Below are 21,497 nucleotides of genomic sequence, written 5' to 3' on the forward strand. Positions count from 1 at the left end.
TTCGCCGAAGTGGCGTTCTTGTTGACAGTGATTCGCGGGAGAGATATCTTCTAAGCGACCAAACTTTTCAGATTAGCTCTCAGGCCACGCTGCTTGGGGGCTTTTCTTTTGCCTAGATCATTGTTCTGACTGCTCCTCTTTCGTCGCGAGGAATTCACTGTACAGCTGATCAAGCCGGCCCGAGAGAAAATCCCCGAACTCGGTCGAGTCTTGCGCCGTGAGTGAAATGCTGAATGCCTTTCCGGATCGGCCGATGACGCCTTTGATGCGGCCTTTGCCGGCGGTCCAAGTACGTTTCTTGGGCGCGGCACGCGCTTTTCGGCTTTTCGGCGCCCTGCCCGCTTCTGCTAGCTTGCTGTGCAGGAACTCGAAGCGTGCATCGCTGTCGAGACCCTGAAAACCGTCGAACTCCAAAGCTCCTTTGAGGATCTTCTCATTCTTGGGCTCCGAGGCCAACTTCTTGAAATCCTCCCAACGATCGCGCCCGATCTGCTTGGCTGGGCCAATCTGTTCGATGACGTGCCGCGGGACGTTCTGCGCCACTGACAGCATGCGCGAAAGCAAAGTACCGTCAATGGTCAGGGCGGACTGGATCACGTCCTTTGCTTGCCCCATATCCAAAAGGCTCTTCGCAAATAGGGCCTTCTCAATAAATGAGAGATCTGCGCGCGCAGTGTTCTCCTGCCCTTGAGCAAGAATGTGGGCCACGTCGTCCATCGGCTTTACAACTGCGCGAACCTTACGGCCGAGCGCCGATGCAACTCGCACACGGCGATGCCCGAAGACGATCATGTAACGACCATCTGCTTCTGGATGCGGTCGAAGTAAAACCGGTGTGTCCTGGCGACCGGCCGCGATCGATGCTTTCAGTTCGTTGAAAGCAACATCGTCATCACTAAGCCGATCCGAAACGAATGACACATCGATCAATTGCGGATCAATCTCGACTATTGTTTCGCCTTCAAGGAGACGCTTCGAGTTCTCCGCAAGGCTATCAATCGAAACCTTCATCGACTTCGAAGCTCCGCGCATTGCGTATCCGGAGCGCCCGGAATCCTTGGGCTGCTCCGGCGAACCAGCCATGACGCTCTTCAGGAGGTCTTTGCGAGCCATCAAGTCATCTCCACTTCGTTAGAATCCAACCGGCGCGCAGTCTGCATTTCGACAGTTGCACGGCTGTCAAAATTGGCGCTCTGCACGGCTGTCAAAACCACAGTCATTCTCGCCCCCAAGCCTTGTGGATCAATTCGGCGATTTCGTCGTTGACGTCGTTCAGGGAGGTCACTGCACGGTCATAAGTGGTTCGAACGAACTGAGAGCGCTCAACTTCGTAAAGCGTCTGTTTGGTGATCCCAGCGTCGGAGATCGCCGTCGATTTCAGTACAGGAGCCGAAAGCATCTGGTTTGGAAACATCGCCTGGAGGAACCCGACCATCTGCTTTTGAGGACCATCTGTTGGCTCAAACCGCGTTACGAGGTAGCGGAACCACTTCAGGCGCATGTTTGCTCCGGCGTCACGGATCGTCTTCATGATCCCGCCCAGCATCAAAAGAAACTGGCTCATCGACATGACGTCCAGCATCTGAGGATGGACCGTCACAATTACCGAGGAAGAAGCCGTCAGAGCAGTGAGCGTGAGGTAGCCCAGCTGAGGAGGGCAATCGATTACGACCACGTCATAGCGGTCATCAACTTCACTGAGCGCCTTGGATATCCGAGTGAAGAAGGTGCGGCCCTCATGGGGATCGCTGCTCGTCAAAGCAACCGGCGTATCGTATTCGTACTCCTGAAGTTCGAGGCTTGCCGGAACGATGTCTAGGTTTGGGAAGTTTGTCGGCCGGATTACTTCAGAGATGGGCTTGCGCTCATCGTCATACCGGAGCGTCTCATAAAGCGAGGGCACGTTGTCGAGCTCAGGCTGGATACCGTGCAAAGCTGTTAGTGAGGCTTGAGGATCCAAGTCGATCGCAAGAACACGATGGCCCTTCAGCGCTAAATGCTGAGCGAGATGAGCTGCGGTAGTGGTCTTTCCGCTGCCCCCTTTGAAGTTTACGACAGAAACAACGTGCAGTTCTTCGCCAGGCTGTCGATAGGGGACATAACGGCGCCTTCCGGGACGGCCATGCTTGTCCAGATAGGCTCTCAATTCCAGCATTTGCTCAGCCGAGTAGCTGCGCCTGCCGGAAGACGACGTTTCGGGCTCGGGGCCTTTGCCCTCGAGGTGAAGCTTCTTGATCGTCGATTGGGTCACGCCGAGATAGTAGGCAACCTCTGCCAGAGAGAACTGACGTAGACCTTTCTGGGCGTCTGGAGGATACTGTTCCTGTCGCAACATGTTGAGACGGTCAGAAATCAGCTCTCCCTGCTGAAGGATGATCTCGTCGAAGGGTTGATCCTTCGTATCAGCCTCAAAAGACCGTTGTCGCATCTGACTGCCCTCTAAATATCGCTTTTTCAGCGATTTCGCTCATTAAAGTGTCATCTACACGGAAAAATGAGTCTTAACAATGATTTTCGCCCGGCGGCTCGACCCCACCCAATCTGCCAGCGGGCCTAGATGCCTCGACAAACTGTAGTGATCACGGATGGCTCCTACCCAATATCTTGGGATGACCTGTCGCAAGCTCTGACTTCCAGCCAATTAGCGCGTCACATGACCACGACCGCAACCTTATGTTATTATTTATTTTTCCTCCATTGCACGGCTGTCAAAATGCAAGAGGTACTAAGCCTTAAAGTGCGTGGGGGACGACGGAAAAGTCTTCTCCGAAACGGATTGCGTCATCATCTCCCTTATGCCCGATCAGCTTTCAGTTGCTTCCACCAAGCACACCAACCAGTGCGCGCCAACATGCAGGCAATGCATGTCAATGCGAAGGGACGCGGGGGGAAATCGGCTGGGTTGCCCCGGCCGATTCTTTGCGTCACGCGGCGTCTTTGGGGCCCCAGGGGATGACGGCCTGCAGGGACAGATCGTCCTGGTTCGCGGCCTTGCCGAGGTTGGCGTTGAAGCCGTGGTCGCGGATGGTCAGCGTGTAGTAGTCGGCGCCGGTCTCCTTGTTCTGCTTCTTCCAGATGCCGCCGCACTCGACCAGCTTGCCGCGCGGGGAGCGGCCGAGGACGCGGTGCGTGGGGGCCATCGGGTTCGTGCTCGCGACGGGTTCGACCGTGATGTCGAGGTCGAAGGTCAGGGTCGAGATGGAGCCGACGCCCTTGGCGGTTTCGATGTCGGCGCTGGTGAATTTGATGCAGTTCGTGGTCATTGCTCTTCTCCTTGTTTGCGTTGCAATGATGGTCACTTTGCAGCTGGCCAAGGCCCGGCCACACCGAAGGCGAAGCGTGAGCTGGAGAGGGGCAGGCGCCGGTCTTTTTGCTGCGCGAGGAAAGACCCGCAGGGTCAGGGGAAAAAGATCGGCGACAACCTTTGTGGACGGGACGACAGCTGCGACCAGCATGTCATGCAACTCAGACATTGGGAGAAGTGCGGTGGCCGCGAAGGAAGGTGGGTGAACTGCCGACAACTAAGAACGCCGAAACGATCCTTTCACAGTCACACCTGATCTTTCGATACATACCACGACCCGTCGCAACGCAACACCGGCCCGTCTTGAGGTCCTCGGTCGAGTTACCAATGGCCTAGAGCAGAAAGTGATCTCACAGGCTGGAGAAGTTGAAATGCCCAGGCGAGGACGCGCACATCTTTTCCCGACAGCTTCAATCCCGGCCGCGTTGCGAACTTCGAAGATGTCCCGTATGGCAGCGCAAAACTGAGCAAACGACGTGTGCGACTCGGAAGATCAGGCAAACGCCCGAGCCCGCTCCAATCCCGACACGTGTCGGGATGAGTGAAGAGGATAAGCAGTTGGACGGCGCAACACAGAATGTGGTCACCGAGGATGGCCTGCGCGATCTGCTCTCAGATGGCTACCTCATCGAGGTGATCTGCAACCAGACTGCCGAGAAGCGCCATAACAGTTGGTATGGCGCGTGGATCGTGCACGCGGTGACGAAGGACGGCCAGGACGCGAAGATGCTTGTCACGAGCCGCAGCGTCTTCAAATTGCGCGAGTTCAAGACGATCGTCGGATTGGTCAGTTTCCTGGCCGAAATGGGGCGCCTTTCGGCGAACATCCCGCTGATCCCGGGACGACGTGAGCGTCACGAGGCTTTTGGAAGTCCCGCGACAGCGACAAACTAGAAATACTCATCCACACACTCAGCAGTCTGACAGACCAAATCCTGCAATACTGCGCACCTCCGCGAACTCAAAGTGCGAACCGCACTGGGCGCTCTGACTGATGTCATTGTAGAACCGGGGCCTAAGCCCCGATCCTCTTGATGCGGATCCCGAGCTTGCGGGCCTTGTCGACGATGTTCTCTGTGATACCCGAACCTGGGGTGGCGATCAGCCCTTGGGGCATGGTCTCCAGCATCTTGTCATTGCGCTTGAAGGGGGCGGCCTTCCCGTGGCTCTTCCAGTCGGGCCTGAAGACCACCTGGGTGACACCTCGGGTATCTGCCCAGCGGGCCGCGATCATCTCGGCGCCTTTGGGCGTGCCACCGTGCAAGAGCACCATGTCGGGGTATTTCGCAAGGGTGGCATCGAGGACGGACCAGATCAGGTCGTAGGCCTGATAGTCGCCGCCCGAAAAAGCGATCCGTGTGCCTTCGGGGCAGTGCACCTCGGTCTCCTTGCGGCGCTTGGCCGAGAGATAGGCCCGACTGTCCACCACGGCGGAGATCAGACCCCGATGCGAGACCTTGGATCCGGTGCGGGGCAGCCAGGGCGAACCGGTGGCGGCCGAGAAATGGTCCACGGCCAGATCGCGCATCTGCTCGAAAGCGTCGCGATGGTCCCAGAGCTTCAGCCCGATCATCTGGAGGCGTTCCAGCTCGACCGAGGCGACCTCAGAGCCGTCCTGGATCGCGAGGCTTTCCCGGACCTCGAATTCGTTGTCGTCGAGAAGCTTCTGGATATGGGTCAGCCGGCGATGGAAGATCGAGGTGAGGGACCAGAGCATCTCTTCAATATTGTCCTCCAACTGGCTGCCGGTGAGGAGGCCGATGGTGGTCTCAAAGAGGGTCGCCATGGCGAGTTCGACCTCGTCGGGTTGGGGCAGGGGGCGATGATCGGTCTCGCCGGGTCCCGGTGTTGCGCCGTGAAGTGCGAGGTGGTCGAGGATGGCGGAGGTCACGCCGGTCTCCTCTTGGATGTCTGTCTGATGGGGCATTGTCTGGTTCCTCTGTTTGATCTGACCCGATTTGGATGGGGCGATGTCAGGACCGGCGGCGACCGGGCCGCATCCGTCAGGATCGGAGCGAAGCGGAGAATGTGACCCGGACCGGAAAATTGGTCCCGCGAGGAATGCCCTGAAAGGGGAGGGGAATTTTCCGGGTAGCGGGCGCATTGCTGCCCGGGCGAGGGGCACTCAGCCCCGACCCGCTGGTCCATCGCTCCCCTTGTCCAAACGGGATCAGATCGAACCGGCGGAACCTTTGCCCTGTCGGACATCAATGGGTAGGCAGGCGGTCATCCGCCCCCAATCTCCAGACCTTGCGCTTTCATGGCCTCTAAAAGGGACCGGCGCAGCGCATCCTTGCCAAGTGCCCGCAGATCGTCGTTGAAATCGCCCATTGCCGGCACGAGATCACCACAGGCAATTCCTCGCGATTCCAGTTGGTTACGCAATCTCTTTGATGCATTGCGTCCTGCTTCATCATTGTCCCGCGCGATCCAGATACGCTTGATCCCCGGCGGCGGGATGAAGAGGCCGAGATGGGTGGCGGTGAGACAAGACGCGAGGTCGAACTCAAGCAGAGCCGTGCCAACCGAAAGGGTGTTCTCGAGACCTTCGCCGACGATGAGATCAGTGCGCCCGGTGCCAGACCAGAAGCGGATGGCATGGCCATGAAGCTGCCCAAGGATCCGCTTCGGGTTCTCGATCGCGGCCAGACCGCCGGTGGAGGGGTCGAGATAGGTGCGCGCGCAGCCAGTGATCTGGCCCCGATTGTCCGTGATCTTCGCCAGCAGGGCAGGGGCTCTGTGCGGCGGATCAGGCCCGTCCTCGCCGTGGCGCAGGAAGACCTGCGGGTGATAGCGGAGCGCTGGACCGAAGCGCGAGATCCCGCGCCCCTGCAAATAGGTGGCCGCCAGAGTGCCGAGGACCGGCTTGCCTGCGGCAAAGAGCTTCCGCGCCCGCGCGATGCGTTTGCTGGAGGCTGCATCCGGGCGCTCAGCCTTTCGGGTTTCACGAGGTACGGCAGCGCAGGGGGCCTCGCCGAGAAAGGACTGCGCCTCCCTCAGCGTTTCCTTGAGCGTGACCGAACCAAGCCGTTCCTGCAGCAGGTCTATCAGATCGCCATATTGCCCCGTCGCAAAGTCGGCCCAGGATCCGGCCTTGCGCCCACCTTGAGCTTGCAGCCGGATGGCGAGGCTTTGACCTTTGGCCCCCGAGGTATCGCCAACCTGCCAATAGTTGCCCTGCTTGCGCCCCTCGGGGAAATACTGGCGGCAGAAGCTCTCGGCCCGATCTGCCAGATCGGCCGAGAGGTCTGCGATGCTGCGCCGCGCGTTCATGCGGCGGCATTCGCAGCGTTTGCGCCAACCGGATGCTCGCCGAGCACGCGCGCCAGCACGTCAATGCCGTCCACCGGGATGAACACCCGCGTCTTCCACTGGATCACCTCGGTGAAGCAGCCCAAAGCCTTCAAACCGGGCAGGGCCGCACCGGACGCGCCGATCAGCTCACATCTCGGCTGCCCCATCACGAGCGACCGGCGCAACTGGTAACCGCCGAGCAAGCTGAGGGTCGTCTTTGCGTCCATCACCGCGCCGAACACCTCCTGCGGTGCCATCTCGATCTGACAATCGAGACCGAGGCGCGCGTAGACATTGAGAAGCTGATCCTGGCTGACCAGACGGCCGATGGCGCGTTCCCCATCCTCGGTCTGCAGGCGATAGATGCGCATGTTGTCAGCGGGCAGCCGATCCCAGATCGGCAGGAGCAGCCCGCAGATCAGCGTGATCTTCGAGGTGGTGAACTCCGGCACGGCGGCGACTTCGGTCTGCCAGAGATGTTCGAACATCGAGTCATCAATCTCCTCCCAATGCGAGGTCGAAAATTCGCTGGCCGCGAGGATCTCGGTTCCCATGGGCCGCAGCAGTTTCACCCGCAGGATCGGCACACCGTCTTCGTCCATGAAGGCGGGCGCCTTCACCATCAGCGCCGCGCGTTTGGAGGTCGTGTTCCAGCAGAGCGTCGCGCCCTCTGTGTTTGCGCAGATCGATTTGACCCGGGGCAGGGCGAGAGGATCGTTGCGGTCTGTGCGCTCCACGGTCAGCGCAGTGGCCGTCGCCCCCGTCGCCTCATGCTCGAAGATGACCTTGCGATCGACGATCTCGAACTTCTCCGCGCGCAGGGTCTCGAGGCCGACATCCAGCGTGCCCGCCTGCCGCGCGTCTTCGATGATCGCCGAGAGGAACCCGCCGAAGGCCTCGAAAATTGCGTCTTGCACGTCAATCCTCAGAGCAAGGCAGCGGTTCAGGAACTGCTGGATCGGCGGCAGGGTTTCCTTCATCGTGCCGTCCGCGTCATCGAGCGTCAGCCCGGTCATCTCCTGGAATTTGGCGTAGGAGCAGGCGTCAATCTTGCCCGCGCGCAGCTTGTAGAAGAACTGGCGCCGCGCCGCGCGTGCGTAAGGGCTTTCGAGGTTGTCCTCGGCGCGAAACATGTTCTGACCGCCGGTCTCGCGTTGCCCCTTGGTGATCGCCCCGAGCGTGTCGAGGCGGCGCGCGATGGTGGAGAGGAACCGCTTCTCGCCTTTCACATTGGTGGCCACCGGCCGGAACAGCGGCGGCTGCACCTGATTGGTGCGATTGGTGCGCCCGAGCCCCTGGATGGCATTGTCGGCCTTCCAACCGGGCTCGAGCAGGTAATGCACCCGGAGGCGCTGGTTCTTTGCCCCAAGGTCGGCGTGATAGCTGCGCCCGGTGCCACCTGCATCTGAGAAGATCAGGATGCGTTTGGCGTCATCCATAAAGGCCTGAGTCTCGCCGAGGTTGGAGGAGGCGGGGCGGTTCTCGACCTTGAGCCGCCCTTCGCGCGTTTTCACGATGCGCCGCTTGCGCCCCGTGACCTCGGCCACCGCATCGCCGCCAAAATGCCAGAGGATCTGGTCGAGCGCGCCCTGCACCGGGGCGAGGGCACCCAAGTGCTCGATCAGATCGTCCCGCCGCCGCTCCGCTTCGCGGCAGATGATGGGATTGCCGTCAGCATCGAGGGCGGGGCGCGACCGCAGATCGCCGTTCTCGTCGGTGTAGGGCTCGAAAAGCTGCGTCGGGAAGCTGTGCATCAGGTAGTCCATGATGTTTTCACGCGGTGTAAAATCGACCTGCAGATCGTCCCAGTCCGAGGCCGGAATCTCCTCGAGACGGCGTTCCATCACCGCTTCGCTGGTCGAGACGACCTGAATCACTGCAGAATGCCCCGCCGCCAGATCCGCCTCGATCGCGCGGATAAGCGAGGGGCATTTCATGGCGGTGATGAGATGGTTGAAGAAGCGCTGTTTGTTGCTCTCGAAGGCCGAACGCGCGGCGGATTTTGCCTGGGCGTTCAGCGTGCCGGTCTCGGAGGAGATGCCAGACGCCTGAAGCGCGGCCTCAAGATTGGTGTGGATGATCTGGTAGGCATCGGCATAGCTGTCGTAGATCGCGATCTGAGGGGGCGTCAGGTCGTGCACCAGCATCTCGTATTCGACCCCGGCGTAGGAGAGCGAGCGTGCCAGATATAGCCCGAGCGCCTTCAGGTCGCGCGAGATCATCTCCATGGCGGCAATACCCCCGGCCTCCATCGCGGCGACAAACTCTGCACGTGTCACGAAGGGGAAATCGCCAGTGCCCCAGAGCCCGAGGCGGGAGGCATAGGCGAGATTGCCGACGACCGTGGCCCCGGTGGCCGAGACATAGAGGACGCGTGCATCAGGCACAGCGTTTTGCAGTGCGAGGCCAGCGAGGCCCTGCTGTGAGGCCTTCTTGTCGCCGCGGTCGGACTTTTCGCCAGCAGCATTGGCCATGGCGTGGCTTTCATCAAAAGCGATGACCCCGTCGAACCCTGCGCCGAGCCAGGACGTCACCTGGTCGAGACGGGAGGCTTTGCCTTCCCGCTCGGCGGAGCGCAGCGTGGCGTAGGTGACGAAGAGGATGCCTTCGGGCAGGCGGATGTCGCTCCCTTGGCGGAATTTCGAGAGCGGCACGATATCGCTTTCACGCCCCCCGAGGGCCATCCAGTCGCGCCGCGCATCTTCGATGAGCTTGTCGCTCTTCGAGACCCAAACGGCCCGGCGGCGCCCTTTGAGCCAGTTGTCGAGAATGATGCCCGCCACCTGCCGCCCCTTGCCGCAGCCGGTGCCATCGCCCAGGAACCAGCCCTTGCGCAGACGGAAGGCACCTTCGTCACCCTCCGCCGCGGCCATAAGCTGACCCTCGATCTCCCCGCGCTTGAACCAGCCTTTCAGGTGCGCCTCGTGTGCATTGCCCGCGTAGATCACGCTTTCGAGCTGCGGAGCGGAGAGGAGGCCGTCAGCGACAAGGGACTTCGGCAAGACTGGGCGATAGGTCGGCACGGGCGGCGGGACAGACGCCATGGCTGCGGATTGGACAAGTGCTGTCGGGTGCTCCGCTGCGCCGCCGATCCGCATCGCCTGAAGATTATAGGTCTCGTAAACCGTGTCCTGCAGCGCGACGCCCGGTACGCTCCAGGCTTTCGGCAGGTAGTCGAGCGGGGCCGTCACGACATCATCAAAGGGATGCCGGGCGCGCTCCTCGGCGCGGGCGCGGGTTTCCTTGCGGGCGGCGTTACGCAGAGCGTACAGGTTGGTGCGGGACTGGCGGTTCGGCACAGACAATGCCGCGCTGGTAGGGCAGGGCGGGGGGTTGCGGCGCGCGGGACAATGGGTGAGCACTGCGGAGAGAAGATCGCCCGTGGTTGCGCAGATGGGATGATAGACGGCCTCGATTTCGACAGGTGCGGTCTCGCGTTCGCCCGCCGCGCGCTTGTCGATTACCGTCAGCCGCGTGTCGATCGTGGTCCCATGCCGCGCGAAGACCTTGCCGTCGATCGCGGCGGAAAACACCACGTCTGCGCTCTGGCCTATGCGTTGAAACGTCGGCTGGAAACTCTTGGTGGAGGGCCGAAAGCTCTCGCCCGTGATGATGACAAGCCGCCCACCCGGAGCAAGACGTGCCAGCGCGGACAGAACATGCTGACTGGTCGCCTGCCGAAACCGACCTTCGACATGGTTCGCAGCCGAAAACGGCGGGTTCATCACGATGACCGAGGGCGTGATTGCGCGGTCGAGACGGTCGTCGATCGAGGCGGCATCGTGATCCGAGACAACAGCATCCGGAAACAATTGTTCCAGCAAGGCACGGCGCGTTTCCGCAAGCTCATTGAGAACAAGCCGCGCGCCTGCAGTCCGGGCGAAGATCGCCAGCATGCCGGTGCCAGCGGATGGCTCGAGCACCAGGTCGCCCTCGCGAAACCCCGCCGCCTGCGCGACAATCGCCGCAAGGGGCAGGGGGGTCGAAAATTGTTGCAGGCGGACGCTATCTTCAGAACGCCGTGTGTGCGAGGGCGCCAGACTGGCCAGCCGCTCGATCATGGTGAGGAAGGCCTGCGGCGAGGCCGCCTGGCGCTGCATCAGCGCGCCATAGCGCGCGAGCATCAGGATTTGCGCAACCTCGACGGCCTCGTAGGCGTCCTTCCAAACCCAGGCGCCGCTCGTGTCGCTGGCACCGAAGGCCTCCTCCATCACGGCGCGAACAGCGGCGGCGTCAATGGGTTTGCCAGCCTCGAACAAAGGGACGAGGGCATTTGCAGCCTGCATCAGGTTTTGAGCAACGCCTGCAGCCTCGGGCAGGGCAGGGGCCTCTGAAAGACATGCAAGCGGGACGGAATGGGGGTGAGCGTTCATCGGCAATCTCCGGAGTTGAGGGTTGGCCCCAGGCCCCGCGCGCACTCTCGCACCCGGGAGGGGTCACCCCTCCCGCCCTGTCTCTCGCTCTTTCATGGCAAAGCCCTGGTGCGAATTTGCCCTGCGTCAGGACGGCCGCAGATGGCGAGGCACGTCCATCGATTGATGCAGGATCCGGATCACAAATATCCTGTCCGGGTCCACCTCATAGAACACGAGGTGCCGGCCCGTGATCAGTTTACGCGCACCCTGCAGGAGATCGGAGCAGTCCGACCCCATTTGAGGATTGGCGATCAGCCCCTTCAGGGCACGCTCGATGTCGTCGAGATAGCGGTCCGCCTGCGCCGCGCCCCACTGTCGGTCTGTCTCGACCCAGATATCGACGAGATCGGATTTAGCCGCTTCAGAGAGATGGATGTCACGCATCAGAAGCGCCGGAGCGGCTCCGCGCCTCGCGCTTGATCGCATCCATATCGAGCGGACCAGCGTCGCCGGATTGCTTGCCCTCCATCAACGCAACGCGAAGCCGCGCCCGCTGACCTTCCTGTTCTTCCATCAGGCGCAAGGAGGCGCGGATCAACTCGCTGGTTGACCCGTAGCGCCCTTCCTTCAACATCAGGGCAATGAATTCGTCCCAATGGGGGCCCAGTGTGACGCTTGTGCTTGCCATGTTCACCTCCGAAATACGCATGAATAACATATATGAGTACTTCACGCATTTCAACTCGGAGGTGGGCTTGCGCCCAGTTCTTCGGCGGCGACGGCTCTGGATCTCGCCTGTAAAACGAGATGGTCTACAAACGCTCGTGCCTCGGACAGGCAGTCCAGCTCATAGTCGCCGAAGAAGCCCCAGCAGGCGTCGAGCTCCTCGCCGTCACGCTCGATGACATAGCCATAGACCCGCCCGCCAAGATAGGCGTCGTAGCTGACGATTTCAGCGCGCAGGATGTCGGCTGCCTTTTCCCGCAGTGCCTTGGTGACGCGCTTCACATCGAACTCCTTCCGAACCGCCTCAAGCAACACATAGACGTAACCGGCCTGGCCGGAATCCCACGGGCAGTGGAACCCGATGGTGTTCATCGCGAGGCCGGAATGGTCATAGAGAAACACCGGCAGAAGGATCGCCTTGCGCTCGGCGCGCTCGCGCAACTGGTCCATTGAGAGATCACACTGATCCGAGACACCCGCGAGATCGCGCAGAAACGACTCGGGGCTTGCGAAATGGTGGCTTTCGCCCAGCCGGTATCTCCGATGCCAGCAGATCAGCGTGCCGAGGTTCGACCACTCCCGTGGGCTTTCGGGATCGGGGTCATGGAAAATCTTGATGGTGTGGCCGTGATAGGCCTCCTCATAGACAGGGTCGTGCATGTCGATGTCCTTTCTTGGAACGAAATCGACTCGCCAGGCCGATTGGGCGCAGGCGAGTCGATCTGGTTGTGATGAGTTGGTTGGTGAGGTTGCCGCCCGTCGGATCAGGCGGCGGCGCGGTTCTGGCGGTGCTGAACGTGTTCGACCGAGACCTTCAGCAGCCATTCCTCGAAGCCGAGAATGGTCTGGTGATTTGCCACCGCGTGGCTCCAGACCGCGCGCGGATCGCTGCCGATCTGCGTCGGGTCGTTGTCGATCCGGCCGTTGGCCATCCACGGTTCCGGTTGGATGCGTCCAAGCCAGTCGGCCAGCGACGGGATGCGCCCTTGGCAGTCTTCGCGCACATGTTGTTCGCCGATCCAGCGGATCGGCACGACCCGGCCCGCGCTGTTGGTCAGGCTTCGCCCAAACAAACGCTCAGCTTCGAAGATCCCGAGCGTGTGGTGCCGATGTGCTCGGTGGGTGAAAAGTGCGAGGTGTTCCTTAGATGAGTCGAACCAATCGTGCACATATTGGTAATCATCTGGAACACCTCCGAACTTTCGGGCCGAGCTTTCGGCGTGGTGGAGGGGATGTGCCATATCAAAGCCCCTCATGTTCGGTGGTATTGGTCGCGATGTAGCGGTTCGAATGACTGACATCGATGTTGTCAGTCGCGAGCACCCAGGTCAGTTCGCCATAGCCACCTTCGTTGTTCTCGAACCCGGGGCTGAGCGCATAGGCGAAGTCCCAGCCGAAATCTTCGACCCGGCGGCGCAACTCTTCTGAGAGAGAGATCGTGTCTGGCGTCACGACGACATCTTCGATATTGCCGGAATCGCCGTAGCCTTCGTATTGCACCTCGATCTTCGTCACGCCGACGGCACGCAGTTCGGAGAGAAGGGCCACGCGGGTCACAACCCTCTGTTCGGCGGCGCGTTGCTGGGCTTCCAGCATCTGCGCGTAAAAATCATTCACTTGTGTCATGTCTTCGATCCTTTGGAATTGAGGGAAGGGGAGGGCGACCTTTGCATCAGATCGCCCAGGAGGTTTCCTGCGGGGGGCTTCAAGCCGCGGCGTCGCCGCGTTCGTCACCCGTCCGGTCAACCAGGTTGAAATACAGATTCTCAGTCGCGCGCTTGAACCCCGGCGGTTTGCGCGGGGCGAGGCAGCGCACTGAGGCACTGCAGCTCTCGCCATGCTCCATCGCGAACTGCGTCACTTGGTCGATCAGGTCGTCCATGCCCGCGGCCTGGATGCGCTTTTCCGGGTAATTCGCCATCATCTGGAACTGTGTGACGACGAAGGCGCCGTCGCGGTGCGCGGGATAGAGGGTGATCTGATAGTCGAGTGTCTTGGCCATCTCTGGTCTCCTGCGGCGGGCGGAACGCGACCATCGCGCCCCATGGAAACCCGCCAGCGCGAAAGGACCGCCCTTTGTGCAAGGGCGATCCGAGGTGATGTTGAAGAAGAGGGGCGTCAGTATTCTGACGGCAGAAGCAGGGTCAGGACGCGGCGGGTTTGCGCGGGATCGGATGGCTCGGGAGAGCCATATTGATAGTCGACGTCGTACAAATCGAGCTTGAACCAGGTCGTGGTCCCGTCGAAGTCGATGACCCCCATCTCGTGCCAACCATGGGGGTCACTGTCAGCGTTGAACGCGTCAAACGAAGCGACGCGGCGGGTGAGAGCGAGCTGGGCGTCCGGCCCTAGTGCTGCAACACCACGGGTCATGACAAACTGGCCCTGCGGCGCATCGGCGACGGGGGTGGTCCTGAGAATGGAGCGACGAAAGGCATCATTTTGCCCGGCGATCAATTCGGTTTCCTTGACGGGATCGATATCGAGTGTGGTGGTCATGAGAATTCTCCGGGACGGGCCAGCCGATCAGACACCGGCTGCGTGAAACCCGTCAGCGGGAAAGGGCCGCCCTCTGCGCGAGGACGGCCCAAGGCTTAGGTCATGATCGGATCGGTTTTCGCCGCGTCAGGCCGCATCCTCGCTCAGGAAGGCGGGCAAGGACGACGGTTCATTGCTCTCAGCGTCGCTCAGAGAATCTTCGGCGGACAGATCTCCCTCCTCGGTCTCCGGCGCAGCGCCTGCCGTGTCGGCACCAGCCTCCGTCGCACCGGCAAACACCATCCCGTCGGGCAGCCACCGCGTCGTCTTTGCAACCGTCGCGGCGTCGAAACCTTCCGTCTCGCTCGCCGCTTCTGCGAACGCCCGCTCCATCGCGGCCGCGATATCGCCCTTGCGTTCGCGATTGCGATCCTCGGCGTAGTCGTCACCGATCAGCTTGCGCGCCGTGGCCACCGCATGCCCCTTGTTGACCCGACCCCAGTAGTTTTGGGCAGTCGGGCGCCAGCAGGCAGCCACATCAACATCGAGCCGCGCGCCGATCTCCTCGATGATCGGGGAAGGACGATTGTCGGAGGAAAGCTGGGGTTTGACCGCGAGACCCGTCGCCCAGGCGAAAAGCGCCTGCTTGTCCGCAATGGGCAACGCCGACATCGTCCGGAAGTCCTCGGGTTTCTGAAGCTTCATCCAGTCCGTGGCGAGGTCTTGTTCCAGCGCCTCGAGCATTTTTTGGGCGACGGTGTCCGCGTGCAGCACTTCGCGGTCTTGCGCCTGGAAGGGCCGGATCGAGATGTCGAGTGCCTCGTTGCCGTAGGACCGCCCCAAAGCCTGTTCGCAGAGCGCGTAGAGCATCGCATCGAAGGCCACCTCGAAATCAGCCGCCAGATGCGCCCTGAGGATGTGCTGGCGCGTGGCACGCAGATCATCCGCCAGGCTCGCCGAAATGCCGTCCGCCTTGCGCAACGTGGCCGCGGGGTCAGAGGTCGGCACTGGCGTGGAGGACGTCGGCGGCGTCACATGTGGGCGGGCGGGGGAGGAGGCATCACCCGCATCAGCACTATCTTCGTCCGGCATGGCCGCAGCAGGGATATCTTCTGGCCGCACCAGGCCTTTCTCGACACGTAGCGCACCGTCATGACCGATGGTCAGAACCACGCCCGCAATGGCGCGATCTGCGTCCGCGAAAGGTTGCCGCTCGCGCTGCAGGGCTTCGATCTCGCGCAAACGCGGCTCGATGGCGTAGTATTCTTCGGTCTCGGCGTCGGTCCAATCCTCGCCGTCATTCTGCGCCGCCAATTCCTCTTCGCGGGCGATGAGATGCTCTTCCTCGGCGAGCAGATCGGGATCGGGTTCGATATCCTGCGGATAGACACGCCCGAAACTGCGAAACGCCCCGTAATCCACAGAGAGATGCACCTCGACCCATTTCCATGTCCCTTCAAAGGGTTTGGCCGCGGCCTGCAGCTTCTCGATGGCGAGACGCTCGAGGAGCTCAGGGTTTTCCATATGGGCGCTGGCGCGATCGTCGAAGAGGTCGCGCAGCAGAACGCCTCCCGCCGCCTCATAGGCTTCGATGCCGACGAAACGCCCCAAGGCCGAGTTCGCAGAATGCGCGGTCTCGGTCAGTTGGCGTTTGATGCTTTGCGGGTGGATGTGATAGCCGCCCTTCACCGCGTTCCAGACCGCCAGTTGCCGATCGTGGTCGTCGGTCAGCGTAAACGCCATCACGCATTCGAGGGTCAGATCCCCCGCGCGAAATCGCTCGATGATTTCGGGCGCGACACGGGCGAGTTTCAGCCGACGGCGTACCAGGTCGACGGAGACACCGAATTTCAGCGCAATTTCGTCCTCGCTGCGCCCTTCGCCAATCATCTTGTCGAAAGCTTCGAACTGGTCCGCCGGATGCATGGCTGCGCGCTGAAGGTTTTCTGTGGCGGAGGTGAGGATGGCGTTGCGTTCGTCCTCGACGAGGCAGGGCACCGGGTGGTCTGCGGGGATCACACCGTCCTCGGCCAGCTGTTTCAGCGATTTGAGGCGACGGCCACCGGCGTCAACAGCAAAACGTGTCTCTGACAGCGCATGAACCACTAGGTTCTGTTTGATGCCTGTCTCGCGGATGCTGGCGAGGAGTTCGGCGTCGTCGCTAGCGCTCGCGGCGACTTTGCGGACGTTGAGTTGGCTCGGCTCCAGCTGGTCGAGCGGGATCATCCGGATGTCGGCGGCGCCGTCAGGCGCAGCCGATCCGGCGGTTTCGGTTTTCTTTGAGGTGGCGGGTTTCGAACGCGTCGTGGTTTTGGTCTTGGCCATGGTCAGGATCCTTGTCGCGCCGGACCCGGAAGAGGCTCTCTCTTTCCTTTCAAGCCCGGCACACGGGCTTCCCTTTCTCTGGCTCTTTGCAATTGCGAAACACGTCAGCAATCGACCGTTTGTAAACGAATGCAAGTAAGTGCTCTCTCGTCGTGCTCGTCCAAAAACCCTTGGTTTCCTTGCGCTGAGCGCGATCTGAGAGGTTCCACCGGCAGTCGCGCGCGCATACTATATAAAGAGCAAAGGCAACCGCCACAAAATCACTTGGGTAATGTGCAAAAGAACAGTATTTTGCACATATGAAGCCCCAAGCATCCGCTTTGACAGATAATTTCGATGACCCCCTCATCACCATCGAGGAGGATGAAGAAGCTCACGAAGAGGATCTCTGGTTTCTGCCGGGACCACTCGATGAAGAACCAGATGATTTACCTCCCGGGCCACGGGCAGAACCGCCAGACACTGCTGTCATCGATGACTGGGCAAAGGCAGAAGGCGTTCACGCTGCGCGACTGGCAAAGGTGGCTGGACGCTTAGGAGCTCTGGATGATCGGCTGCTGCGTGGCCCGGAAGGCTGGCGGCATCGCCTCGCTTTGATCGAGGCAGCGAACCTCAGCTGGTTCTCAGGGGATCGGGTGAGTTCTGATCGTCTGGCGCTCTGGATATCGATGCGGCTCTCGGGCGCACAGGATGACCCAAATGCCCTTGCAAGAGTTGGATGGGCTGTTCGGCGCCTGACAGGCGGTCCCGGACCAAAGGCTGATTTGGCCGCCTTCCTGGATCGCCGCGATCCCGAGAACATTGAAGACAGCGCTGAGCGTTTCGAAGATCGCGCGGGCGGATGGTTGGACGTAATGGCCGCCGCTGCCGAACTCCACCCAATCACGCGGGCTTGCATGGGCTTTCATCTCTGGAGCCTGGCGGGCCTCGGACAGCACGGCGACCAGATCGAAGCCGCCGTCACCGCGTCCAGGATCGCGGCCAGCGACGGAAGCGGCGCCATCTTCGCACCGCTAGCTATGGGCGGGGCAGGGGGGCTGCGTGTCTCGGGCTTGCCACCCGAACGCTTGACCCGCTGGTTGGATGGGATGAACAGCGCAATTCTAACGGCGATGCGGCATCTAGACGATGCCGAGACATGGAGTGCTCGGGCGGAAGGAGTCATGTCTCAGCTTTCGGGGCGAACTCCGGCGGCTCTTCGTTCGGCGTTGACAGAATGGCCTTTGGTGTCAGCCCCGATGGCGGAGGCATTAACAGGCGCAAGTCGCGCGGCGGTTCAAAGGAACCTCGCCTGGATGGAAGAGAGAGGCCTGATCCGAGAAGTGACGCAACAAGGACGATTCAGGATGTGGCGGATCAAGGACTAGACCGTTGTGATCAGATCCAGCGACAGGGACCTTCTCGGTTCATTGAGGGAGGAGCGCTTATCGCCAATGCTTACGTTCATCGATGTCGCCAAAGGGTGGTGTCGCGTGGCCCTTAATTGTGAGATGAGAAATCCAACGAAATCAACAGCTGTGCTTTGCCCTTAAATATGAGATTTTGCCTTTAATTCCGATATTTTTGCTCTTAAACCTGAGACAGGGTTCACAGACATTTGCGGCAAATATCGATGGATGATGATGGCGAAGACTACGTTGCCGTTGGTGCTGAAGAAGCGCGCAGGGCCGCGGTGCTGCGTCCCCTTGTTCAGGCCTTTCTCAAAGGGACTGGCAGTCTGGAAAGTGGCATCAATGACGCCGTTTGGGAGCTTGGTGTCAGCAGGGCGACGGTCTGGCGTTGGGTAAAGCGGTTGGCGGAAGAGGGTGGGCGCACCAGCGCTCTGACGCCGCGGAAACGGGGCCGCCCGACCGGGACGATCTTGATATCCAGCAAAGTCGAAGCGGTGATCGAAGAGCACCTTCGCCGTTATTTTTTGCGCCGGGAGCGTTCGAGCCTGTCGCGCGTCGTGACAGAAATCCGCAGCGCGTGCTGGCAACAGGGCCTGCAGCCACCGACGCGGCGGACGGTTCAGCGTCGTCTGGATGCAATGAATGCCCGCAAAGTTGCGAAGGCACGAGAGGGCGCAAAGGCGGCCCGCCAGAAGTTTGCGCCGGTCACGGGTGAAAACAAGGCAAATCATCCTCTGGAAATCGTGCAAATCGACCATACGCCCGCAGACATTATTCTTGTCGACAGTTTTGAGCGCCAAGCAATTGGCCGGCCTTGGGTCACGCTGTCGATCGACATCGCAACGCGGATGGTAACCGGATACTACACTTCTCTTGAGGCTCCTTCGCGTCTGTCTGTGGCGCTTTGCCTGACACAGGCGGTTGCCCCCAAGGCGCAACTTCTGACGGAATTGGCGTGCAATATTCCTTGGCCCGCACAAGGCAAACCGCAGAGTGTCCATGTCGACAATGGCCGCGATTTCCGGTCGCGGGCCTTTCGGTCGGCCTGTGCGGAATGGGGGATCGATCTGGTCTATCGACCGCCGGGAAGTCCTCACTTCGGAGGTCACATCGAACGTTTGATCGGGACGATGATGGGGGCGGTTCACCTCCTGCCGGGCACAACGCAATCCTCGGTCACGACCAAGGGCGACTATGATGCCGAAGGCATGGCCACGATGACGTTGAGCGAATTCGATCGTTGGTTTGCTTTGGAAATCTGCCGTTACAACAACAGCATTCATTCAAGTCTTGGCTGCACGCCCGTTGCCAAATGGGAGGCGCTCTCAGAACAAATGACGGGCGATATCCCATTTGATATCGAAGCCTTTCAGGTGAGTTTCCTGCCGAGCGAACTGCGCAAGATCAGGCGTGACGGCATCCATCTGTTCCAGATACGGTACTGGTCCGATGCCCTTGCAGGCCACATCGGGCGCGGGGATGGAAAGGTGGTCGTTCGCTACGATCCTCGTGATATCTCAATGATCTGGGTCGAACTGGACGATGGCCGATTTGTTGAGGCGCGGTACAGAAATCTGGAAATTCCGCCCGTGCCACTCTGGGAATATCGCGAAGCCATGAGGAGGGCTCGGGCCCTTGGCAAGTCCGGGTCCAATGAGCTGGTTCTGGCTGAGCTGATCCGCCAGCAACGCCAGATCGAGACTGAAAGCCGGGGCCTGACGAAGGCCGAACGCCGATCCCGTGAAAGAAAAGGGACATTGGAGAGCGCCAACTCGGCCGTCTCGTCAACCGAAGGGCTGCGCGCGATCGATACGGGTGATACATCGCGCCCATTGTTCAAGGTGGAGAGATGGTGAATTGAGGGCAGGGACAACTGAAGAAGACGGCCGGATCGCCCTCATTCAATCGGATATCTGGATCGGCTTTCCACGGGCGGAACAGGTGTTGGACCGCTTGCAGGGCATGATCGAAGCGCCACGACAAACCCGTATGCCTGGGCTTCTTGTGCATGGCGCCTCCGGGATTGGAAAGACGATGATTGCCCGAAACCTGTCGCGCAAGTACGCACCAGAATACGATCCGGCATCAGGCATCACCCGCACACCGCTTCTGCTGTTGCAAGCGCCGCCCGCACCTGATGAACGGCGGTTTTACCTGCATATCCTGGCCGCCGTTGGCGCCCCGGCGACGGCACTGAGCGCCCGCGCTCAAAATGTGGCTTCCCTCGAAGTCCGTGTCATCGCGCTACTGCGTGACCTTGGCCTGCGGATGATCATGATCGACGAGGTTCACAACCTTTTGGCCGGGACCCACCGCGAACAGCGACGCTTTCTCAATGTTCTGCGGTATCTCAGCAATGAACTCGAAGTGTCGCTGGTCTGCCTCGGGGTCAGCGAGGCTGTCGATGCCATCCGTGGTGATATCCAACTTGCCAGGCGGCTGGACGAACATCACCTGCCAAACTGGCGCGATGATGCCGAGTTCTCGGATATGATCCAGACACTCATCGCGGCAATGCCCCTCAACAAAAAATCCAATCTGAAGGTCAAGTCGCTCAAGCAGATACTTGCACTGACCGGTGGGGTGACCTCGCGCATTTTCGCCCTAGTCAAGGATCTTTCCATCGAGGCCATTGTCACCGGTGAGGAATGCATCACCGATGACGCAATCGCAAAATGGACGCCGGTTTGGTCGCGCCATGCGAACGCCCATCGGCGGCTCGAGAAGACCGGCGTGTGACGCTGCGACCGCTGCCAAAGACTGTCGCACCGCTTCCAGACGAGTTGTTGTCAGGTTGGTTGTCTCGGTTGGCTGCGGCCAACTACTGTAATGACGCGGAACTGCTGGCTCATATCGAAATCGATACCACGCATGGCACCGCCTTGGACTTCAGCATCGACGCGGCTGCGGCAGAGAAGATTGCCAATGCCGCACGGGTCGCCCCAGATGTCGTGCGATCTTTGACCTTTCCGGCAATGACGCCACGAGAAGCATCGCTGACGGCCCAGATGCCATTCCAGCATTGTCTGCAATGCTCCCGAGAGGGCCTTTCGCTCAGGCATTGGAGGCGGGCCTGGGCATTCGACTGTCGGGTTTGCGGGACGAGACTTGTGCAGACCCTCGGCAAAGCCGGTGACGAACCAATATCCGACAAACTGATATACCGAGCGCGCCGCGGGGCAGGGATGCTTGAATGCGCCGCGCGATCGCAAGGCCCCAGGCAACTTCGGCGCGCAATGCGCGCAGTCACCTTTGCCATGTCACTTAAGGGCTGCCACGGGGAGCCCTTGTTCGCTCTTCAGAGCCACAGACCGGAAGTGAGGCTGTTGTGCCTTGCCGCAATCGCCGCCGCGCGATCTCATCCTTGGCTAAGGCAGCCATCGTCAGCTCCGCCATAGACGACTTTGCCAAGGTTGCTCTCTTGCGCGCCTTCGAGAAGGAGCATCGATTGCTAGCCGCGGTCGATCACATCGCGCAAAGGCACGCGAGAAGCAAAGGCCCCATGACAGCCGAATCTCGCAATTAAAGGCAAAACTCAATGCCGAAAGTAACCACCCGGTTGCTACCGCCTGCCGGATTTCGCTGTGAGGCCCTAAGACACGTGCATAGCGACGTCGCAAACGA

19 protein-coding genes are annotated in these 21,497 nt (G+C 60.7%); 5 read left to right on the forward strand and 14 right to left on the reverse strand.

Annotated elements, in window-relative coordinates; translation table 11 throughout:
- Window positions 1-117: 117 nt before the first annotated feature.
- From repB to MF270_RS27195, 3 genes are all read right to left on the reverse strand, one after another.
- A complete protein-coding gene (repB, locus tag MF270_RS27185; protein WP_093455150.1) occupies window positions 118-1,113 on the reverse strand; it encodes a plasmid partitioning protein RepB in 996 nt (331 codons plus the stop codon).
- Between the two features lie 103 nt (window positions 1,114-1,216).
- Window positions 1,217-2,428 carry a plasmid partitioning protein RepA gene (gene repA / locus MF270_RS27190; protein WP_093455149.1) on the reverse strand — a complete coding sequence of 404 codons (1,212 nt, stop codon included), beginning with the start codon at window positions 2,426-2,428 and terminating at the stop codon, window positions 1,217-1,219.
- Window positions 2,429-2,924: 496 nt separating this feature from the next.
- Entirely contained in the window at window positions 2,925-3,263 is a 339-nt protein-coding gene (locus MF270_RS27195) for a DUF736 domain-containing protein (RefSeq protein WP_017470241.1), read from the reverse strand.
- Between the two features lie 578 nt (window positions 3,264-3,841).
- Here MF270_RS27195 and MF270_RS27200 point away from each other — a divergent pair.
- A complete protein-coding gene (locus MF270_RS27200; protein WP_093455092.1) occupies window positions 3,842-4,198 on the forward strand; it encodes a hypothetical protein in 357 nt (118 codons plus the stop codon).
- A 121-nt stretch (window positions 4,199-4,319) separates the two neighbouring features.
- Here MF270_RS27200 and MF270_RS27205 read toward each other — a convergent pair whose 3' ends face one another.
- The 11 genes from MF270_RS27205 to MF270_RS27255 all read right to left on the reverse strand — a co-directional run bounded on the left by MF270_RS27205 (window position 4,320) and on the right by MF270_RS27255 (window position 16,482).
- Entirely contained in the window at window positions 4,320-5,231 is a 912-nt protein-coding gene (locus tag MF270_RS27205; protein WP_093455093.1) for a DUF2493 domain-containing protein, read from the reverse strand.
- Window positions 5,232-5,530: 299 nt separating this feature from the next.
- Window positions 5,531-6,577, reverse strand: coding sequence for a DUF7146 domain-containing protein (locus MF270_RS27210; RefSeq protein WP_093455094.1), 1,047 nt, complete (start codon window positions 6,575-6,577; stop codon window positions 5,531-5,533).
- A complete protein-coding gene (locus tag MF270_RS27215) occupies window positions 6,574-10,971 on the reverse strand; it encodes a strawberry notch-like NTP hydrolase domain-containing protein (RefSeq protein WP_093455095.1) in 4,398 nt (1,465 codons plus the stop codon). The genes MF270_RS27210 and MF270_RS27215 overlap by 4 nt, the downstream gene beginning before the upstream one ends.
- A gap of 126 nt (window positions 10,972-11,097) precedes the next feature.
- Window positions 11,098-11,397, reverse strand: coding sequence for a type II toxin-antitoxin system RelE/ParE family toxin (locus MF270_RS27220; protein ID WP_103911893.1), 300 nt, complete (start codon window positions 11,395-11,397; stop codon window positions 11,098-11,100).
- On the reverse strand, window positions 11,390-11,641 hold the full coding sequence (locus MF270_RS27225) for a type II toxin-antitoxin system ParD family antitoxin (RefSeq protein ID WP_036784147.1): 252 nt from the start codon (window positions 11,639-11,641) through the stop codon (window positions 11,390-11,392). The genes MF270_RS27220 and MF270_RS27225 overlap by 8 nt, the downstream gene beginning before the upstream one ends.
- Window positions 11,642-11,691: 50 nt before the next feature.
- A complete protein-coding gene (locus MF270_RS27230; protein WP_093455097.1) occupies window positions 11,692-12,339 on the reverse strand; it encodes a hypothetical protein in 648 nt (215 codons plus the stop codon).
- Window positions 12,340-12,443: 104 nt separating this feature from the next.
- Complete coding sequence (locus tag MF270_RS27235) at window positions 12,444-12,920, reverse strand: DUF6915 family protein (RefSeq protein WP_093455098.1); 477 nt, start codon at window positions 12,918-12,920, stop codon at window positions 12,444-12,446.
- Window position 12,921: 1 nt separating this feature from the next.
- On the reverse strand, window positions 12,922-13,305 hold the full coding sequence (locus MF270_RS27240; protein ID WP_103911894.1) for a DUF6878 family protein: 384 nt from the start codon (window positions 13,303-13,305) through the stop codon (window positions 12,922-12,924).
- A gap of 79 nt (window positions 13,306-13,384) precedes the next feature.
- Window positions 13,385-13,681, reverse strand: a complete 297-nt coding sequence (locus tag MF270_RS27245; protein WP_093455100.1) for a hypothetical protein — start codon at window positions 13,679-13,681, stop codon at window positions 13,385-13,387.
- 116 nt (window positions 13,682-13,797) lie between these two features.
- Window positions 13,798-14,178, reverse strand: coding sequence for a DUF3768 domain-containing protein (locus MF270_RS27250; protein ID WP_093455101.1), 381 nt, complete (start codon window positions 14,176-14,178; stop codon window positions 13,798-13,800).
- Between the two features lie 126 nt (window positions 14,179-14,304).
- Window positions 14,305-16,482: a ParB/RepB/Spo0J family partition protein gene (locus MF270_RS27255; protein WP_093455102.1), complete on the reverse strand. Its 2,178-nt coding sequence runs from the start codon at window positions 16,480-16,482 to the stop codon at window positions 14,305-14,307.
- A 299-nt stretch (window positions 16,483-16,781) separates the two neighbouring features.
- Between MF270_RS27255 and MF270_RS27260 the strand changes: the two genes are divergently transcribed.
- The 4 genes from MF270_RS27260 (at window position 16,782) to MF270_RS27275 (ending at window position 21,271) form a co-directional block, all read left to right on the forward strand.
- Window positions 16,782-17,849, forward strand: coding sequence for a hypothetical protein (locus MF270_RS27260; protein WP_152467179.1), 1,068 nt, complete (start codon window positions 16,782-16,784; stop codon window positions 17,847-17,849).
- Window positions 17,850-18,094: 245 nt separating this feature from the next.
- Complete coding sequence (locus MF270_RS27265) at window positions 18,095-19,729, forward strand: Mu transposase C-terminal domain-containing protein (protein ID WP_152467153.1); 1,635 nt, start codon at window positions 18,095-18,097, stop codon at window positions 19,727-19,729.
- 1 nt (window position 19,730) lies between these two features.
- Complete coding sequence (locus MF270_RS27270) at window positions 19,731-20,612, forward strand: TniB family NTP-binding protein (RefSeq protein ID WP_152467199.1); 882 nt, start codon at window positions 19,731-19,733, stop codon at window positions 20,610-20,612.
- Entirely contained in the window at window positions 20,549-21,271 is a 723-nt protein-coding gene (locus tag MF270_RS27275) for a TniQ family protein (protein ID WP_238368764.1), read from the forward strand. The genes MF270_RS27270 and MF270_RS27275 overlap by 64 nt, the downstream gene beginning before the upstream one ends.
- Window positions 21,272-21,497: the final 226 nt, after the last annotated feature.

Origin of the sequence: Mesobacterium pallidum (assembly GCF_019966535.1) — a bacterium.
GTDB lineage: Bacteria > Pseudomonadota > Alphaproteobacteria > Rhodobacterales > Rhodobacteraceae > Mesobacterium > Mesobacterium pallidum.

Excerpts from the sequence above, each read along its gene's own strand:
- repB (WP_093455150.1), bottom strand. The coding sequence starts at position 1,113 with ATGGCTCGCAAAGACCTCCTGAAGAGCGTCATGGCTGGTTCGCCGGAG.
- repA (WP_093455149.1), bottom strand. The coding sequence starts at position 2,428 with ATGCGACAACGGTCTTTTGAGGCTGATACGAAGGATCAACCCTTCGAC.
- MF270_RS27195 (WP_017470241.1), bottom strand. The coding sequence starts at position 3,263 with ATGACCACGAACTGCATCAAATTCACCAGCGCCGACATCGAAACCGCC.
- MF270_RS27200 (WP_093455092.1), top strand. The coding sequence starts at position 3,842 with ATGAGTGAAGAGGATAAGCAGTTGGACGGCGCAACACAGAATGTGGTC.
- MF270_RS27205 (WP_093455093.1), bottom strand. The coding sequence starts at position 5,231 with ATGCCCCATCAGACAGACATCCAAGAGGAGACCGGCGTGACCTCCGCC.
- MF270_RS27210 (WP_093455094.1), bottom strand. The coding sequence starts at position 6,577 with ATGAACGCGCGGCGCAGCATCGCAGACCTCTCGGCCGATCTGGCAGAT.
- MF270_RS27215 (WP_093455095.1), bottom strand. The coding sequence starts at position 10,971 with ATGAACGCTCACCCCCATTCCGTCCCGCTTGCATGTCTTTCAGAGGCC.
- MF270_RS27220 (WP_103911893.1), bottom strand. The coding sequence starts at position 11,397 with ATGCGTGACATCCATCTCTCTGAAGCGGCTAAATCCGATCTCGTCGAT.
- MF270_RS27225 (WP_036784147.1), bottom strand. The coding sequence starts at position 11,641 with ATGGCAAGCACAAGCGTCACACTGGGCCCCCATTGGGACGAATTCATT.
- MF270_RS27230 (WP_093455097.1), bottom strand. The coding sequence starts at position 12,339 with ATGCACGACCCTGTCTATGAGGAGGCCTATCACGGCCACACCATCAAG.
- MF270_RS27235 (WP_093455098.1), bottom strand. The coding sequence starts at position 12,920 with ATGGCACATCCCCTCCACCACGCCGAAAGCTCGGCCCGAAAGTTCGGA.
- MF270_RS27240 (WP_103911894.1), bottom strand. The coding sequence starts at position 13,305 with ATGACACAAGTGAATGATTTTTACGCGCAGATGCTGGAAGCCCAGCAA.
- MF270_RS27245 (WP_093455100.1), bottom strand. The coding sequence starts at position 13,681 with ATGGCCAAGACACTCGACTATCAGATCACCCTCTATCCCGCGCACCGC.
- MF270_RS27250 (WP_093455101.1), bottom strand. The coding sequence starts at position 14,178 with ATGACCACCACACTCGATATCGATCCCGTCAAGGAAACCGAATTGATC.
- MF270_RS27255 (WP_093455102.1), bottom strand. The coding sequence starts at position 16,482 with ATGGCCAAGACCAAAACCACGACGCGTTCGAAACCCGCCACCTCAAAG.
- MF270_RS27260 (WP_152467179.1), top strand. The coding sequence starts at position 16,782 with ATGAAGCCCCAAGCATCCGCTTTGACAGATAATTTCGATGACCCCCTC.
- MF270_RS27265 (WP_152467153.1), top strand. The coding sequence starts at position 18,095 with ATGGATGATGATGGCGAAGACTACGTTGCCGTTGGTGCTGAAGAAGCG.
- MF270_RS27275 (WP_238368764.1), top strand. The coding sequence starts at position 20,549 with ATGGACGCCGGTTTGGTCGCGCCATGCGAACGCCCATCGGCGGCTCGA.